At 43.0% G+C, this 16,304-nt stretch carries 16 protein-coding genes; 10 read left to right on the top strand and 6 right to left on the bottom strand.

Features of this window, described 5'->3' with window-relative positions; genetic code table 11:
* Window positions 1-30: 30 nt before the first annotated feature.
* Window positions 31-789 (bottom strand): hypothetical protein, encoded by a 759-nt coding sequence (locus ACYUCY_RS14890; protein ID WP_460227309.1) that lies wholly within the window; start codon window positions 787-789, stop codon window positions 31-33.
* 753 nt (window positions 790-1,542) lie between these two features.
* On the opposite strand from ACYUCY_RS14890, the gene ACYUCY_RS14885 reads away from it, so the two are divergent.
* The gene (locus ACYUCY_RS14885; protein ID WP_460227308.1) at window positions 1,543-2,280 is read left to right on the top strand and encodes an FKBP-type peptidyl-prolyl cis-trans isomerase; all 738 of its coding nucleotides are present in this window, start codon (window positions 1,543-1,545) and stop codon (window positions 2,278-2,280) included.
* A 137-nt stretch (window positions 2,281-2,417) separates the two neighbouring features.
* On the opposite strand, the gene ACYUCY_RS14880 is transcribed toward ACYUCY_RS14885, so the two are convergent.
* From ACYUCY_RS14880 to ACYUCY_RS14870, 3 genes are all read right to left on the bottom strand, one after another.
* Window positions 2,418-3,416 carry a WD40 repeat domain-containing protein gene (locus ACYUCY_RS14880; RefSeq protein ID WP_460227307.1) on the bottom strand — a complete coding sequence of 333 codons (999 nt, stop codon included), beginning with the start codon at window positions 3,414-3,416 and terminating at the stop codon, window positions 2,418-2,420.
* Window positions 3,417-3,522: 106 nt separating this feature from the next.
* Window positions 3,523-3,990 (bottom strand): sigma D regulator, encoded by a 468-nt coding sequence (rsd, locus tag ACYUCY_RS14875; protein ID WP_460227306.1) that lies wholly within the window; start codon window positions 3,988-3,990, stop codon window positions 3,523-3,525.
* Window positions 3,991-4,348: 358 nt separating this feature from the next.
* Window positions 4,349-4,843 (bottom strand): disulfide bond formation protein B, encoded by a 495-nt coding sequence (locus ACYUCY_RS14870; RefSeq protein ID WP_460227305.1) that lies wholly within the window; start codon window positions 4,841-4,843, stop codon window positions 4,349-4,351.
* A gap of 173 nt (window positions 4,844-5,016) precedes the next feature.
* Here ACYUCY_RS14870 and ACYUCY_RS14865 point away from each other — a divergent pair, with 173 nt between their 5' ends.
* Window positions 5,017-5,433 (top strand): flagellar basal body-associated FliL family protein, encoded by a 417-nt coding sequence (locus tag ACYUCY_RS14865; RefSeq protein ID WP_460227304.1) that lies wholly within the window; start codon window positions 5,017-5,019, stop codon window positions 5,431-5,433.
* Window positions 5,434-5,446: 13 nt separating this feature from the next.
* Here ACYUCY_RS14865 and gshA read toward each other — a convergent pair whose 3' ends face one another.
* Together gshA and ACYUCY_RS14855 are read right to left on the bottom strand one after the other, a co-directional pair.
* Window positions 5,447-7,039: a glutamate--cysteine ligase gene (gshA, locus tag ACYUCY_RS14860; protein WP_460227303.1), complete on the bottom strand. Its 1,593-nt coding sequence runs from the start codon at window positions 7,037-7,039 to the stop codon at window positions 5,447-5,449.
* A gap of 270 nt (window positions 7,040-7,309) precedes the next feature.
* Window positions 7,310-7,660: a hypothetical protein gene (locus tag ACYUCY_RS14855; protein ID WP_460227302.1), complete on the bottom strand. Its 351-nt coding sequence runs from the start codon at window positions 7,658-7,660 to the stop codon at window positions 7,310-7,312.
* 498 nt (window positions 7,661-8,158) lie between these two features.
* Between ACYUCY_RS14855 and gspC the strand changes: the two genes are divergently transcribed.
* The 8 genes from gspC (at window position 8,159) to gspJ (ending at window position 16,304) form a co-directional block, all read left to right on the top strand.
* A complete protein-coding gene (gene gspC, locus ACYUCY_RS14850; protein ID WP_460227301.1) occupies window positions 8,159-9,199 on the top strand; it encodes a type II secretion system protein GspC in 1,041 nt (346 codons plus the stop codon).
* 43 nt (window positions 9,200-9,242) lie between these two features.
* The gene (gspD, locus tag ACYUCY_RS14845) at window positions 9,243-11,312 is read left to right on the top strand and encodes a type II secretion system secretin GspD (protein WP_460227300.1); all 2,070 of its coding nucleotides are present in this window, start codon (window positions 9,243-9,245) and stop codon (window positions 11,310-11,312) included.
* Window positions 11,309-12,763 carry a type II secretion system ATPase GspE gene (gene gspE, locus ACYUCY_RS14840; RefSeq protein ID WP_460227299.1) on the top strand — a complete coding sequence of 485 codons (1,455 nt, stop codon included), beginning with the start codon at window positions 11,309-11,311 and terminating at the stop codon, window positions 12,761-12,763. The genes gspD and gspE overlap by 4 nt, the downstream gene beginning before the upstream one ends.
* Before the next feature lie 55 nt (window positions 12,764-12,818).
* Window positions 12,819-14,045, top strand: a complete 1,227-nt coding sequence (gene gspF, locus ACYUCY_RS14835) for a type II secretion system inner membrane protein GspF (RefSeq protein ID WP_460227298.1) — start codon at window positions 12,819-12,821, stop codon at window positions 14,043-14,045.
* Window positions 14,046-14,059: 14 nt separating this feature from the next.
* Window positions 14,060-14,509, top strand: coding sequence for a type II secretion system major pseudopilin GspG (gspG, locus tag ACYUCY_RS14830; protein WP_460227297.1), 450 nt, complete (start codon window positions 14,060-14,062; stop codon window positions 14,507-14,509).
* Window positions 14,510-14,539: 30 nt separating this feature from the next.
* A complete protein-coding gene (locus tag ACYUCY_RS14825) occupies window positions 14,540-15,085 on the top strand; it encodes a GspH/FimT family pseudopilin (RefSeq protein WP_460227296.1) in 546 nt (181 codons plus the stop codon).
* A 61-nt stretch (window positions 15,086-15,146) separates the two neighbouring features.
* Window positions 15,147-15,563 carry a type II secretion system minor pseudopilin GspI gene (gspI, locus tag ACYUCY_RS14820; RefSeq protein WP_460227295.1) on the top strand — a complete coding sequence of 139 codons (417 nt, stop codon included), beginning with the start codon at window positions 15,147-15,149 and terminating at the stop codon, window positions 15,561-15,563.
* Window positions 15,564-15,605: 42 nt separating this feature from the next.
* Window positions 15,606-16,304: a type II secretion system minor pseudopilin GspJ gene (gspJ, locus tag ACYUCY_RS14815; protein ID WP_460227294.1), complete on the top strand. Its 699-nt coding sequence runs from the start codon at window positions 15,606-15,608 to the stop codon at window positions 16,302-16,304.

The following is a 16,304-nucleotide window of genomic DNA, read 5'->3' as shown; positions in this document are numbered from 1 at the left end:
GCTGATATCGAGGGTCACTGTAAATGTCCTTTAATCTTCCGAACCAAACAAAGAATTGTCATTTCTCGAGAATGGATTTGCTTCTTGCGGCTTCGTTTCTTCTATCGTGCTCGATTGCGAAAAGCTTGGCTGCCCTACTGTTTGTCCAGGAGGTGTTGACTCGACAACTTCCTTTATCACTGGTTCGACTTTTGCCGCCGGTGGCGCTGATTCCATACTTGGTGTTTTTTCCTGTGGCTTTTTTCCTTGAGATTTTTTTTGCGTCGGCTTGGCGGCGACCTTGGCTTTCTTCGTGGGGCCTTTAACCGTGGCGGTTTTCGCTTTTGAAGTGCTAGTCTTTTTTACTGGCTTTTTCTTGGGTCCTTTTTCCAAATTCTTTATAGCTTTTGTCATTACCTTTGCCAAAGTATCCGCATCTTTCTTGGATTTTGTCGCCTGAATCAAAATGTTTTTAGCTGAAGTAAGATCTGTAGCAAGCTTAGCAACCAAGGCTTTTTGTTTTGCAAGTGCAGATTTGTCGGCACTAACACGTTTTTTAGCACTGGTTTTTGCTGCCTTGGTTTTAGCTTTTTTGAGGCTTGCGCTGCTCGCTTTTAATTTGGCATTCAAACTCACGATGCCTTTTTTACCTTTTTGGCTAGCCTTGGTGATGTTGGCGAGCGATTTTTTTGCATCACTTATCCGTTTTGCACGAGCTTGGTCAATTTGAGTTTGTAATTTTTTGACCTTCGCTTCTAAGGAGGCAACGAGTTTAGATGCGGGTGAGGAAATAGATTTTTTTGCGGCCATGATATTAAACCCTTGTAAGATGTCGGTTAAAGAATTTTTATGATTTACAATCAAAAAATCATATTCAATAAATATTTAGATAGATCAAATATGGTTTTTATTTTTAATTTCAAGATCAACAAGTAAAATTTGTAGATACAAAAAGGCAGTGTAACTCGTTTAAAAAATATTTCTAGAAAAGGAATAAAGTTTTTTGAGAAAATGACGAGTGGTTTATGTTAAAAAGTTCTCAGAAAATTTTTTTTGCTCTTCAGATCTAAGATCACAAGTAATTATTTTCTTATCAATACGAGAAGCGAGTGGAGCAAAGTGAAAGCTGGGAAACTTATCGAATCTAGGTAGCCAAAGGCTAAAAATAATCACTGCCTATTTGCGATACCGAAGAAGTGCTTAGATTGAGTGATTGAGAGCCTAAAACTTAAGGAATTTCCTTAAAATAGGCACTAGTTCGCAATTTCTGGCTTGGTGCGGGGATATTTATCACCGGTGAGGTCCATAAAACCTTAAGAAACATGCTGCGCATATGAGGACATTTGCGTTATTATTGCCGCCGGTGCTGAAGCCAGTCGATAATATAAAGCGATAGAAAACTATAAAAAGTCTAGGCTGGGCAAAGCGAATCACTGGAAATCAAAATCGGGATTAACTGTAGTCGCAAACATAAGTATTGGCTTAGCGGCCAAGCTATTACGAATTCCTCCTGAATTTTTCAACACACTATTCGAACAAATAAACAAAGCGTGGTAATTAAGCATGATAGGTAAACAAACTATGTCCTTGGTGGTAATTGCCGCCTCTATATTGGTGCTCGGCTGTGACAAGCAAGCTGAAGAGGAAGTCGTAACATTAGAAACCGTTGAGCAGCGTTTTAGCTACGCTTTCGGACTCAATATCGGGCGCCAATTCAAACAGGAAGAGATCAATCTTGATGTGGACGCGTTAGCTTTGGCAATTCGTGATACCTACGCTGAGGTAGAGTTCAGATTGAGCGAAGAAGAGATTCAGGCTGCGGTTGAGGAATTCCAGAAAGAGCAACAAGAGAAGTTTATGGCTCGTCAACAAGTGCAAGAAGAAGAAAATGCCAAGGTCGCTGAGGAGAATGCAAAAATTGGTGCAGAATTCCTCGCTGCCAATGCAGAAAAAGAAGGCGTGGTTACCTTAGATAGCGGTTTACAGTACAAGGAAATAAAGCCAGGAGAAGGCGCAAAGCCGGCGGCTGATGCAACCGTTACCGTACATTACCGAGGCCGCTTAATTGATGGCACTGAATTCGATAGCTCTTATAGCCGCAATCAACCTGCTAGCTTTCCTTTGCAAGGTGTTATTGCTGGTTGGACTGAGGGTCTCCAGTTGATGTCTGAAGGGTCCACCTATGAACTATATGTTCCGGCTGAGCTAGCCTACGGTGAAAGAGGGAGTCCTCCAACAATCGGACCGAATTCAACGCTGATTTTCGAAGTTGAGTTACTGCAAGCGGCAGCTGCTGAGTAGTTTTTATTTGAAGGCGGCAAAGCTTAATTTATTGTAGTTTTGTCGTCTTCACTTCCCACCATTGTTGCACCAATTTTCGCCGTCATTCTTTTGGGCAAAGCGTTATTTGCTGTAATCCAACTCGATAAAAATCAATATCACTCGGACCGATCCAATTGGTGAATAAAGCCATTTGAAGCCATTGCTTTGAATCGTTTGGGATCTGTTGTAAATGAAACAGCAATGATTGCGGCGCTTGTAGGCTTCCAAGGATCGCGTTTTGGGACAAGCCAGCGATCGATTTCTTGAAAGGTGGTTAGATTCCAGAGCTGCACTTCTCTGTCAGGCAAGCCTGTTAACAACAAACTGCCGTCGGGATTGAATTGCGCAGCACTAAATTTTACACCCCGCTTAAGACGCTCCTTAGGGATTGGAATCTCGCCAAGCACTTGGCCATTTGTCGTATCCCAGACGATAGTTTTGTCATATTTAGCTGCTGAAAGCGCGCGCTTGCCGTCCGCACTAATCAACACCTGCGTGACCTCTTCATCGTGAGATAACTCAAATAACCTCTTACCCGTACTCGTGTCCCAAAGCACTGCTGAGCCATCTTCAGATCCTGTAATCGCAATTTGATTATCGCTACTCAGGTCGACACTGCGAACCCGGCCGTTGTGTTGGAACTTTTGAAGGATGCCACCGCGTCGAATATCAAAAATGACGGCCGTATGGTCGCTCATTCCCAACAGTGCGAAATTCCCGTTGGCACTTAGTGCCACATCCAAGACTTCACCAGGTGCAGTCCAATAGCGAGGTGCACTGCCATCTTCTCGATTCCAGAGAACTAAAGTATGGACTTCTGCAGTTAGGGCCCACTTTCCGTCTGGCGAAAAATCAACAGCGATAAGTGATGAGAGTTGACCCGCTTGATGATTCCAATTGAATAGCCGCTCGTTCTTTTCTGTTCCCCACAAGCTTCCGCCCTGGTGTACTGATCCGACAATCGCAAAATGGCCGTCAGTAGTAAAAGCGCCGCTTTGAATACCAACCGAGGCAACTTCTAGGCTATCGCTAGGCTCCGCTGCTTTATTGCAGCCGAGAATAGCCAGTAGACTTAGGCAACAAAGCAGAACGGGTAAATGGCGAGGTGTGGACATAAAATTCAACCAAAAAAAATAGTAAAGTCCGCTAAATTATTTAGGGCGCTTTACTATTAGCTTAGTTGAGTCTTACAGAGTTTTCCGGGATTCGGAAATTTATGGCTTAGGCAACTAAATCCTTGTGAGCCATATGAAGTACGGCGATCATTTTGTCTTCGGCTTCAAATCGGTTCGCGAGTAATTCGCCGACGTGTGATAAATCTTTTTGTAAGGTTGAGAGGTCGTCAGTTTCTTGGTACTTATCATTAAAATCCAATAGAGGATCGGTGGTGCCTTCGGCTTGTTGATAGAGAGTTTTAGCTTCCTCAAGTGCCTCAGTGTCGTTAAATTCCTTACCTTCTCGAGCGAGTTGCTCATACACTTCAAAGTGGCCAGCTGACACATAATCCATCATTATTTGACACATACGCCTTACTAAATCGGTTTGGTTTTGATCTTTTTCGTCGAAGCTTTTATTTTCTGAAAGTGTGCAATATTGAACCAGCAAGTCTTGGCGTTCCTGAAGCCAGCGATCAATAATCTCACTAACGCCGCCCCATCGTTCTTTTGCAGATTCACAATTTTCTAACATATCGATCTTACTCCAACCACTCTAAAGAAATAGAAATTTATAATACCACTGTAGCGAGTACTTTCCGGTGCTGAGCTAAGTGACACCAAGTGTTAATGATAATCCAATGCAAATATTCGTTTGTTATTAGTCGCCCAATATCTCGTCTTTTTATTGTTGTGATACGACTCACAAATAAAAGGTGTATTGCCAAGATAGGCGATACAACAAAATTCAGCAAGAAAAATTGCTCCGCTAAGATGAATTTACATTTGTAAAACAATTTTTCGGTATAACAACATAAAAGCCGGTTAACTACTGATAATTAAAAACCCAGCCTCATTAACTCACTTTTTTGGCGCTCAAATGAGAACGAAAATTATTTGCGGCGCAATAATTGCCAAAGACTAAGAAGTATTAACACGATGAAACCAACTAAAGAAATACCGGGGATACTTAAGCCTAAAATCGGCATCTGCCAAAGCGTTTCTGCGCAGTTTCCATCGCCTCGCAATAAAACTTCTAAGCCTTTTTGCAAAGGATAAGCCTCTAATATGTAAGCTAAACCTGGGCCACAAGGTGGCGCTCTATCTGGAGGTAGACTTTGTAGCCAAAGATGGTGTCCGGCAAAGTAAGCGCCTGCTATGGAAGCAACTAAACATAAGCCGGCGAAAATTTTGCGGCCAAGAGTCTTTGGGTTAACAATAAAACTTATTAAAGCAAAAATGCCGACGGCAATGACAAAGGCCCGCTGGGTGAGGCAGAGAGCACAAGGAGCCAGGCCAAGGGCCCGTTGAAAATAAAAATAAACCGTCAACATGACAATGACGCAAGCGACGAAGATAGCCAAATTAATTAAGCGAATACTTGGCAAGCTGAACTCCTAGGGTATTTGTTAGGCGCTAAAAAATACCCTCTACCTTAGGAGAAATTGCCTTAAAAAACAATAGGCTAACAGCGCAAATATAGGGCAATGCGCAACCCTAGACCACATCGAATTATGAGCTATGCTTATTTAAGGTAGTGATAGATTAGATAGGATGGATTATGAGATTGGTCTCGCGAACATTAAAAATAATGACTGCACTTTTTGTGCTATTACTCTCAGTTGTGGCTTTGGCACAAGAAGAAGTTAAAGATGAAAAAGCGATATACATTCCCTTGAAGCCACCATTCGTTGTTAATTACGGAGGTGTTGGTCGTTTAAAATATTTAAAAGCCGAAATATCGGTAAGAGTAAATAGCTCCGATGCCGCAAATTCTGTGCGTCACCATCTACCTTACATTCGTAACAATTTAGTTTTACTTTTTAGCAAACAAAGCGATGTCGATCTTGATAGTCAGGAAGGTAAAGAGGCTTTAAGGCAGCAAGCCTTGGCAGAGATCTTATCGATCGTCGAAACCGAGGATGGTGAAACAGGGATTGTCGATTTGTATTTCGAAAATTTTGTCGTTCAACGTTAAAGCAAAAAAATAATCATTTAGAACAAAGATTATATTGTTGGTAAAATTTTTTTCGGTATTCTTCGAAACTTATATCTTGATCAACTTCAAGACTTTCGTGTTCGGCTAAGGATTGGGCCGACAAATTTTTATAATGCTGAATTAATTCCTCAGATAGCGGGTTGGAACGAAAATATTTTTCGTTCGCTAAGGTTCGCCGCATATTAAATTCGAAATAAGAAAGATTATCTTTTTTCATATCAGCAATGATATTTGCTGATGGCGTTAATTCTGGGTCTGACAATTTTTCTCGTTGTCGATTAATCGTTTGTGAATAATCGTTGGTACTAAATGTACTATCCATTAACTCCGCAACGGTTGTCAGTTCCTCCATGACCTCACGGGAACATTCCGAGAAGTTCAACTCTTTGTTACCACACAATAATTTTAAGTTTGGATCACGGCCGTGATAAACAATGCGCTGTTGGTTTTCTTGCACGCACTGACTTTCGTTTTTATCGGCTGGAGGGCTGTCTTTTAATAAGCAATACATTAAAAACGTATCGAAGAAATGAAGTTGTTCCTCGTCTAAGCCGAGCGGTTGATACGGGTTTAGATCGATACAACGGACCTCGACATACTCAACTCCTCTATCGTGAAGAGCGCTTAATGCGGTTTCACCGCTTCGAGATATTTGCTTGGGTCGAATGACACTGTAAAACTCATTTTCGATTTGCAAAATACCCGTGTTTAATTGCTTATATTCACCATTCTCATCGAGTATCGCAATTTTTTCATAGTCCGGATGGGGCTGCGTTATTGCCTTGCATAGAGTTGATAGGTAATCAGGCAAATTATTGTAATTCACCAGTAAAGATTGTTGGGCGGTGCTCTGATAGCCTAAATCGCCCATCCGCAGTGACGTACCGTAAGGAGCGTATAACGATGAAACTTTTTCGTTATTGAGAGGAATTAGCGAATGTTTCCGGCCTTTCACAAAAGTCGGACAAACAGCTGGTGCTGCGCCAAATAAATAAAGCGCAAGCCAAAAATAACGACGGAAATTTCGAATCAAATCAAAGTAACGCTGAGTTTTAAAATCTTGCAATGTGAGCGAACTTTTCTCTATTTCTTTTAGTGAAGACCAAAAGCTATCGGGTAAAGAAAAGTTGTAATGAATCCCCGAGATTGTTTGCATAAGTCGACCGTAACGATGGCCTAGTCCAACGCGATAAATGGTCTTCATTTTGGCGACGTTGGAGTTGCCATACAGCGCAACTGGGATAGCATTATCATCCCCAAGAATGCAAGGCATGCTGTTTGCCCAAAGATATTCGTCTTTTAGATTCGCATAAGTAAAGCGATGGATTCTATCGAGCCGGTCTAATGCTTCGGCAGCGCTGCTAAAAGGCGGTGTAATAAATTCCAGGAGTGCTTCGCTAAAATCGGTGGTTATTTCGGGGTGAGTTAAAGTAGAACCAAGCGTAATAGGATGAGGCGTTGATGCTAAAGAACCGTTTGCCGTGACGCGGAGGCTTTCTTTTTCTAAGCCTCGCAAGATGCCCTGTATGTGTTTTTTATTTTCTTGATTTGCCAAAGATGCCAAGTGTTGATGAAGTCGTGACAATGTGTATACCTCTTGGCTCGCTCTTTGGCATTGTAAAGACGGCGAATACCTTGTGTTGCCGAATCAGAATTTAATAACAATATTGGCCAGCATGTCTTTAAATTGCCGCAACAGAGCGTAATGACTGATCGCTACTGTAGGTTCATCGTTAGAGCTTATTTAAAGGAGAAAATAAGACCCAAATTAGTGTCGATGCAGACCGGAGAGTTCTGGAAATCAAAATTGAAAGTGTTCGACTACTTTATCGATGCTTAGTTCGATTATTGAGAACTAATTATCGGCGATTTCAGCTATCGATTCGGCACTGCCTGTAGTGACTTCATTGTCCTCTGATTCGGATTGATCATGATCAGGGCTATCTTCTGCAGCTATTTTTGGTAGTGGCGGCGGTAAAATGTCTGGATCGATTTCCGGCAAACCATTGGGCTTGGAAGGGCAACTAACAAGCTGAATACGAAGACTGTAATCTTTGCTGGTCGCTTCAAAAGATTGATTCAAGGCTTCATCTTTGTGTTTCGTCTTAAAAATTACCTGTAAATCTCGACCGTCTACCCATTCACGCTGTTTGCTTAAAAACAACTTATCTTGATTTTGTAAAATATAAACCTGATTTTCACTCATAAATATTTAATTCATGTACTGGATTACTTGGAACATTGCTCGAAACTAAGGCGAATTTGCAATACACCGAAAGCAAATCACCAAAAAACGACTAAATATTAGTGGGGCAGGAGTTTAACGCTAAATGCTGGCCATCGGTAGTATCGGTATGACAGCAGTTGCCAGTTTCTTAGGGTTCTTTGTACATGCTGTGACGTTTTGATCACAAGAGCGTCATATTTTTGTGGAAGAATCGACTGTTTGTGTCTTTGCTGGGCAAAAAATCAGCACAAAGTGAACTAAGGATGGCGGCTGTGATCTCAGCAGAACCCGAACAGACCCGCGAATAGTCTGGCTATTCGGCAATTGAAGCCCTAAAATTCTGCTAAACGACAAAAATATGATGTATCTGAGTGAATGACAAATATCGAGCGACTAGCAATTCCTTGTCATCGTATCTCGTTCAATAACAGCACCCTAAAAATCGAAGAACCTTAAACTCAAATAGGAGACGACACAGTGTCGACCGACGGCGGAATCGACAGTAACAATGCACGTAGCATTGGCGGACAACTGGAACCCCTTGCCAACACAATAAGGCAAGTGCCGTTGGCCGTATGGCGTCGTATCTGTGTGGTTCTACTTCTGCTTTGGTTGTGTTACAGCCTCGCTCAGTTGTTTTGGATTGTCATGCCTAAGCCTGACATCGCAGAGCCATCTTTAGTCCTGCCCAGCAATTCCGCATTTTCAAATTCCAGCAGTACTGATTCAAGTAGTGTCGATGTTGCCGCACTACAAAATTTTGATTTGTTTGGTAAGTCCAGTGGTCTGTCAGCTGCACCAGTAGCAATTCAAATCCCTGAGATCGATCAAGCAGTAGATACACGTTTAAAACTTATTTTGCGTGGCACGATGCCAAGTAATGATGAGTCGCTCGCGCGTGCAGTGATAGGTGATGGGCCGAAACAAAAAACTTTTTCGATCGGCGAAGAATTGTCGGTTGGTCCGCGAGGCGTAAAATTATCCAGAGTTTTTGCTGACCGTGTAATCCTGGATAACAATGGTCGTTATGAAAATTTACCGCTGTATCAAAGCAAAGATGATTACAAACGTTTGCCGCAACCCGCACGATCAGTAAGCCAACAAACACCAACTCGCCGACCGGCTGGATCCATCCCAATTAGCACATCGTCTCAGAATCGAACGGAGTCTGACGGTATCGATGCCAGTTCATTTGTTGAATCTATTCGGCCCGATGAAGATCAAGATGAACCAACTCAAGCACAGATCAACGCTGTTACTGATGTAATGAATATTGGAATTCATCGTGAAAATGGCCAAGTCATTGGTTTTCGTATCCGTCCAAAAAATGACAGAAAATTATTTGACGAACTGGGATTACAGCCTGGGGATATTGTTACGGCGGTAAATAATGTTGGTTTAACTGATACCAATAAAGCGATGGAAATTTATCGTTCCTTGGGTAGTGAAAATCAGGCGACTTTAGAAATTTTAAGAGACGGAGCCACGCTAACGATCGACGTAGCAGTTGATCGTTAATTAAAGCTTCAGCAAAAAATTAATTTTTACTTAGGCAAAAAAAATGGGTAGTTGGCAAGGTATTCAGAAAGCACATAAATTTCTCGCGTATACGTGTTTGATTTTGATTTGTAGTTCAGCAGTGAGTCAAACGAATGATGCTGCTAAGACGTGGACACCAAATTTTAAAGACGCAGACATACTCGAAGTCATAAATTTTGTGCAGCAAGCGACCGGACAATCAATGGTAATTGATCCGCGAGTTAAAGGCACAATCACCGTTATGACGGCCCAACCGGTAAACGAAGAAAAATTATATGATTTATTTTTGGCCTCTCTAAGCGTTCATGGTTTTACTGCAGTAGAAGTAAATGGCATTGTTCGCGTCCTGCCTGATCGTGAAGTTCGATCCTCGGCCCTACCCTTTCAACAAAGTTCTTCAGAAGCTGATCGTTATGTCACCGCGGTTATTTCACTTAATAACGTTGCGGCCAACCAAGTAATTGCTTCAATCCGTCCTTTAGTTGGACAGAATGCACAGCTAGCGCCATATCAAGGTAGTAACGTATTGATCATGGTTGACACTGCAGCAAATGTCGCGAGGATTCGTGAGCTTGTTGAACAATTGGATAAAGCCGCCACTCCCGAAACTGAAGTGATACGTTTGGATTACGCTAACGCAGAAGAGCTGGTACGAACCTTGACGCAATTGGAACGAAGTGAGGCGGCAAATAATCAAGCGGCAGCAACAAAATTACAAATTGTTGCCGACAAGCGCAGCAATGCCGTGTTGGTAACTGGTGAAGGGCGACAGCGTGCTCGAGTTAAAGAATTAATTCAGGAATTAGATCGGCCTCAATTACAAAATGGCGGGTCGCGAATTGTTTATCTAGAATTCGCTGATGCTGCAAATATTGCGCAGTTACTAAACTCTGTCGCGCAAAATGAAGCAAAACAAAATCCTGATGCAGCGGCAGCGCCTGGCGGAGCACGCGGCGATACGACCGCTGCAATCGTTGCGGACCCTGATACCAACGCATTAATCATTACCTCCGATGTAGAATCTGCAAATAACTTAGTCGCGCTTGCTAAAGGTTTGGATGTGCAACGTGCACAAGTTTTGGTTGAGGCAATTATCGTCGAGATAAGCGACGAGGTTGGAAAAAATCTTGGTGTGCAATGGTTGTTTCGAAATGATGATGGTGGTTTTGCAGGAAATTTCAAACCCAACGATCCCGCTAACGCGGTACTAGGGGACATTGTTGGCGGCGCTCTTGATGATGACAGAGAGCAAGGATTAACGGATTTGGCTGGGGCATTAGTGCAGCTGGGCGGCCAGTCTATCGGTGTTGGGCGTTTAAAAGACGGCGCTGATTTACTCGCCTTAATCGATATGCTTTACGTAACATCGGGCGCAAATATTTTATCTACACCAAATATTATTACTACCGACAATAATACGGCGACAATTTCTGTTGGTGAAGCGGTTCCTTTTGTTACCGGATCGTTTACCAATACTGGCACCGGTGGTAGCGGAGCCCAAAATCCATTTCAAACAATTGATCGCAATAACGTGGGCACAACCTTAGAGGTGACGCCGCACGTAAATGGTGGAAATAAAGTTGCGCTCGATATTGTTCAAGAAGTTTCAAGTATTTCTCCGAAGACTGGCGCAGCAGACTTAATTACCAATGAGCGCCGAATTGAAACCAGCGTAATAGCAGGCAATGGTGAAACCATTATTTTAGGTGGCCTGATTCGAGATAATGTTATTCAACGTGAAACACGCGTGCCCTTATTAGGGAGTATTCCAGTACTTGGACATTTGTTTCGATCACAATCAACTTCAGTTCAAAAAACTAATTTGTTAGTTTTTATTCGCCCTACCATTATTCGTAATGATGAGGAAATGCGTGGCGCGACGGCGGAAAAATATAATTACATTCGTGAACGACAAATTGATCAGCGTGGCGTTGCTCCGCTGCTGACGGACGACAGTAATTTACCATTGTTGCCAGATTGGGATTCCGTTCAGGAGCAGCTTCAGGCATTACAAAAACAGCAAGCTGAAAATCAACGCCTACTAGAATTAGAAAATTCGGACACGCAAAACGATACAGGTGCAGTTCAGTGAGCGAAATAAAACGTCTGCCCTTCGATTTTGCTTCTGGGCACGGTGTGTTAGTAGAAGATGGCCGGGTATTACATAGACCTGGTCTAACGTTGCCAATTATTTTAGAAATGCGTCGTTATCTGGGTAAAGCGTTTGATCTTGCGGAAATTAGCGAACAAGAATTCCAAAAAAAATTAACTTTACTTTATCAAAGTGGTGATGGCGCAGCACAGCGCGCGGTTGATGAGATCGGCGCGGATTTAGATTTAACCAGCATCGCCGACGAAATTCCGCAAAATAGTGAATTGTTATCGGGAGAAGATGACGCCCCAGTAATTCGCTTAATCAATGCAATTTTATCTCAAGCGGTTCGCGATAAAGCCTCAGATATTCATTTAGAACCTTTTGAAGATCGCATCGCCGTGCGCTTTCGTGTTGATGGCGTACTCACAGAAGTCTTAGCGCCTAAACCAGAATTAGGTCCCGTTTTGGTTTCTCGTTTAAAAGTTATGGCGCGTTTAGATATTGCAGAAAAAAGATTGCCGCAAGATGGTCGTATTACCGTTAAGTTAGCGGGTCACGGTGTTGATATACGGGTGTCAACAATTCCTTCCGCCCATGGTGAGCGTGTTGTTCTGCGCTTGTTAGATCAAGCCTCGGGTCAGTTAGGTTTGGATCAGTTAGCGATGCCTGCTTTTGTTAAAGATCGTTTTCAAGGGGCGCTTAAAAAACCACACGGTATTATATTAGTAACCGGTCCAACGGGTTCCGGTAAAACCACCACACTTTATGCTGGCCTCAGCCATATAAATGATCGCAGCCGAAATATTTTAACAATCGAAGATCCTGTCGAGTATTTGTTACCGGGCATCGGTCAAACACAGGTTAATACCAAAGTAGATATGAGCTTTGCGCGAGGATTACGCGCGATCTTACGGCAAGATCCCGACGTCGTAATGATCGGTGAAATTCGCGATAGCGAAACCGCAGCGATCGCGGTGCAGGCAAGTTTAACAGGACATTTGGTGTTATCGACTTTACACACCAATACGGCAATTGGCGCGATTACACGATTGCATGACATGGGCGTAGAACCGTTTTTATTATCATCCAGTCTCGAAGTTGTGATGGCGCAACGATTGGTCAGACTCTTATGCGGTGCATGCAAACAGCCTTATGCACCAACACCCGCCGAACAAGAACGATTTAATTTCCCCGCTGATGCAAAACTTTTTCATCCAGGTGGCTGTGAGAAATGCAATAACAGCGGCTATCGCGGGCGTACCGGTATTTACGAACTAATTGAAATAGACGACACCTTGCGGCAGATGATTCACGAGTCTACTGGCGAGCAAGTCATGTTAAATCACGCGAGAAAACAAAGTGCCGCAATAGATCAGGATGGTCGCGAACGTGTATTAGCCGGCGACACAAGTTTAGAAGAAGTCTTGCGCGTTACGGCTACAGCCTGATTCAGTATGTTAGAAATGTGTCTAAGCCAAACAATAAAATTTTTGTGGAACTGTTATGCCTGCATTTAGTTATCGCGCACTGAACCCCACTGGTAAAACAGTGAAAGGTGTTCTGGAAGGCGATTCAGAAAGGCAGATTCGTAGCCAGCTCCGTACTCAGCAATTAAAACCGCTAGAGGTACAAAGTGTTTCGCAAAAGGAGGCGGCGAATGGCCCGCAAAAAAATTCTTTTTTTCAGCGTGGAAAAAAGTTAAGCGTTCGAGATCTATCCTTGGTAACAAGGCAGCTGGCATCTCTGGTGCAGTCTGGGTTACCACTCGATGAAACATTGCAAGTTGCCGCAAAGCAAGCACGTAAAGAAAGTATTAAGGGTATTTTGCTGCAAGTACGTTCGCGAGTGCTAGAAGGTAGAAGTCTCGCCCAGGCCTTGGCCGAAAGTCCTCGTGCTTTTGATCATATGTATCGCGCCATGGTACGAGCTGGCGAAAGTGCTGGTTTCTTAGGTCAAGTGTTAGAGCGCTTGGCGGAATATACGGAATCGAGCCAGCACACTAAACAAAAACTACAAATGGCGATGATCTACCCGATGGTGTTATTAGGAGTGAGCATTACCGTTATTAGTTTGTTAATGGTTTTTGTGGTGCCGAAATTAATTGGCATTTTTGAAAATTCAACGCGCGAACTACCCATGCTTACCAAGATATTGGTAGCAACTAGCCATTTTGTCGGCTCTTATTGGGGCTTGTTAACCCTGGCAATTATTATTCTTGGCTTTGTTTTATTTAAGTTGTGGTTGCGAGACGAAAAACATCTGATGTCCTGGCACCGCTTTTTATTAAAGCTGCCTTTTATTGGCGATATATTAATACAAGTCGATAGTGCACGTTTTTCTGCAACATTAGCCATCTTATTGTCCAGTGGTGTGCCACTGTTAGAGGCGTTACGTATCGCCGGGCAAGTATTAAATAATCGTGTATTGCGCGTTGCTAGTGAGCAAGTAGCTGTATCGGTACAAGAAGGGAGTAGTTTGAATCGCGCTTTAGATAAAGCAAAGTTTTTTCCTCCACTGTTAACGCAAATGGTCGCCAGTGGTGAAGCGAACGGAACCTTGCCCGAACAATTGGGCTATGCAGCTCGCAATCAAGAGCGCGAGTTAGAAATGGTTTTAGGAACCACGATGGGTTTGTTAGAGCCACTGACCATCGTGTTGATGGGTGGCATGGTAGTTATGATTGTGTTGGCGATCCTATTGCCAATCTTCGATATCAATAAATTAGTTTAAAAAGTAATAGAGTAATGATCATGAAAAATAGAAATCAAAAAGGTTTTAGTTTAATCGAAATTCTCGTTGTCCTAGTAATTATCGGTTTGTTAGTCGCGATTGTTGCGCCGAATGTTTTGGACTCCGCGGATAAAGCCCGAATTCAAAAATCATTTGCAGATTTCAAAAACTTTGAAACTGCTTTAAGTCTTTACAAGCTTGATAACTACGTTTATCCCTCAAGTGAGCAAGGCCTACAAGCCTTGGTTGAGAAGCCCGTACTAGATCCCGTACCCCGTCGCTGGAAAGAAAGCGGCTACATTCAAGACCTCCCCAATGATCCGTGGGGTAACCCCTATCTTTATCTTAGTCCGGGTCAAAATGGCCCTGTCGATATTTTTACCTACGGCGCCGATGGGGTTGAAGGTGGTTCTCCGGATTATGGAAACTGGCAAGACCCAGATCAACTTGAACAAGACCAGTAGCTTAAGCTTGCGCAAGCCGCATAGTTTTTCATGAGAAGTAATTCAGGTTTCAGTTTAATAGAGTTGCTAGTCGTTGTTTTTATCATCGGCATCATGGCAACAGTTGTTTCATTAACCGTTGATCTTGGTGGAACAGATAGTGTTAACGAAGAATTACAGCAGCAAGCGGAAAAACTTTTAGAGTTTTCGATTCTTGCTGAAGATCAGGCAGTGCTAAGCGGCGATCCTATTGGTTTGGTATTAATTCCACCCGGTAGTGAAACGACCTGGCGATATACCTGGCAACATTACCGCGGTGGCGCATGGCGCGACTTAGAAGCGCCTTTTGTAATACAGGGTTTGTCAGAGGGAGTGGAGTTAGCAATTGATGTTGAAGGCGAGGAAGTTAATTTCGAACCCCTAGAAGAAGACGAAGTACGCCTGCCAACAGTTGTTTTTTATCCCGGTGGTGAAGTAACACCGTTTTTTTTGACTTTATTTGATCGTACTGAAATAGATGTAAAACAAGTATTAAGTAGCCAACGCAATGGCCGTGTTGAATGGCTCGATGAAGAAGATTTAGAAAATTGGCCCTAGCTCGGCTATCTAAAGTTTTCAAAAACTAAAAGCGAAAATATAAAGTAATGAGATTTTTCAAGTGAGAAAAATTTTAACATATCAAAAAGGCTTCACCTTGATTGAAGTTATGGTGGCTTTGTTCGTGGTGGCTATTGCTTTGCCCGCATTAATGTCGCAAGTGGTCACGCAAGTTGATGCAACGGCTTATATTAGAGATAAGACCTATGCAAACTGGGTTGCGCAAAATCAAATCGAGATTCAGCGCGTTGAATATGAATTAACTGAAAAATTATTACGTGGCACTGCCATAGGGCAATCGGAATTGGCAGGGCGGACTTGGTATTGGCAAATAAAATCCGAACAAACCGCCGTGCCCAGTATGTGGCGGCAAAGCGTAATCGTTGGTTTAGACGAAAAAGATTTAACAGAAGATAATACTTTGGTCTCCGTGGTAGGGTTTTTACGAGAAAGAACACGAGTAGCGCCGACCAACTAAAGGTTTTTATTCGTTGTTTGAAATAACTGTTGCTGAATGTTTATGAAAAGTCGCACAAAAAATTGGAACGGCTTTACTCTCGTCGAACTATTGGTCGCTATTTCAATCACATTGATTGTAGCGACTTTGGCCTATGGATTTTTTGATAGCGCAACCCAAGCAACGGCAGATAGTGAAGCGGTACTGCAACAGGTCAATAGTGTTGAAACAGTGTGGCAAGTATTAAACGCTGATTTGAATCATGTGATTGATAGAGATTTACCGCAGGCAGCAGCGGGTGTTGCGAGTGGACAAGCCACGCCTTCTTTTATGGGTGGGGACAACCAAAATAGCGGCGCGAATTATTTACAAGGCCAATATTTACTGAGATTTTCCCGCGATGGTTGGGCGAATGCCTTACAGCAACAACGTTCGGATTTGCAGCGCATAGGCTATCGTTGGCTAGATGGGCAATTGTGGCGAGATTATTGGACTGAACGCAATCAGCCGTTAGAAGACGAGCCAACAGGCAGCAGATTGTTGCTAGATAAAGTAACCGCGATTCAGGTACGTTTTTTACCGAATACCGCAAGTAATGCTATCAACGGCCCTTGGCAAATTGTGTGGCCACCGCAACGGCAAAATCTAAATGTCGCATCGAATATCCAGCGCAAAGGTCGCCTACCTTTAGCGCTTGAGGTGACACTAAGTATTGAAGAGTTAGGCGATGTGCAACGTATCTTTGCATTACCCGGTGTTTAA

The sequence above is a fragment of the Aurantivibrio infirmus genome (genome assembly GCF_054767315.1).
The sequence above is the reverse complement of the archived record's forward strand: the minus strand, read 5'-3'. Positions and strand labels throughout refer to the sequence as shown.

Coding starts and splice junctions, on each gene's coding strand:
- ACYUCY_RS14885 (WP_460227308.1), top strand. CDS start 1,543: ATGATAGGTAAACAAACTATGTCCTTGGTGGTAATTGCCGCCTCTATA.
- ACYUCY_RS14880 (WP_460227307.1), bottom strand. CDS start 3,416: ATGTCCACACCTCGCCATTTACCCGTTCTGCTTTGTTGCCTAAGTCTA.
- ACYUCY_RS14890 (WP_460227309.1), bottom strand. CDS start 789: ATGGCCGCAAAAAAATCTATTTCCTCACCCGCATCTAAACTCGTTGCC.
- gspG (WP_460227297.1), top strand. CDS start 14,060: ATGATCATGAAAAATAGAAATCAAAAAGGTTTTAGTTTAATCGAAATT.
- gspD (WP_460227300.1), top strand. CDS start 9,243: ATGGGTAGTTGGCAAGGTATTCAGAAAGCACATAAATTTCTCGCGTAT.
- gspJ (WP_460227294.1), top strand. CDS start 15,606: ATGAAAAGTCGCACAAAAAATTGGAACGGCTTTACTCTCGTCGAACTA.
- gspF (WP_460227298.1), top strand. CDS start 12,819: ATGCCTGCATTTAGTTATCGCGCACTGAACCCCACTGGTAAAACAGTG.
- ACYUCY_RS14865 (WP_460227304.1), top strand. CDS start 5,017: ATGAGATTGGTCTCGCGAACATTAAAAATAATGACTGCACTTTTTGTG.
- ACYUCY_RS14855 (WP_460227302.1), bottom strand. CDS start 7,660: ATGAGTGAAAATCAGGTTTATATTTTACAAAATCAAGATAAGTTGTTT.
- ACYUCY_RS14825 (WP_460227296.1), top strand. CDS start 14,540: ATGAGAAGTAATTCAGGTTTCAGTTTAATAGAGTTGCTAGTCGTTGTT.
- rsd (WP_460227306.1), bottom strand. CDS start 3,990: ATGTTAGAAAATTGTGAATCTGCAAAAGAACGATGGGGCGGCGTTAGT.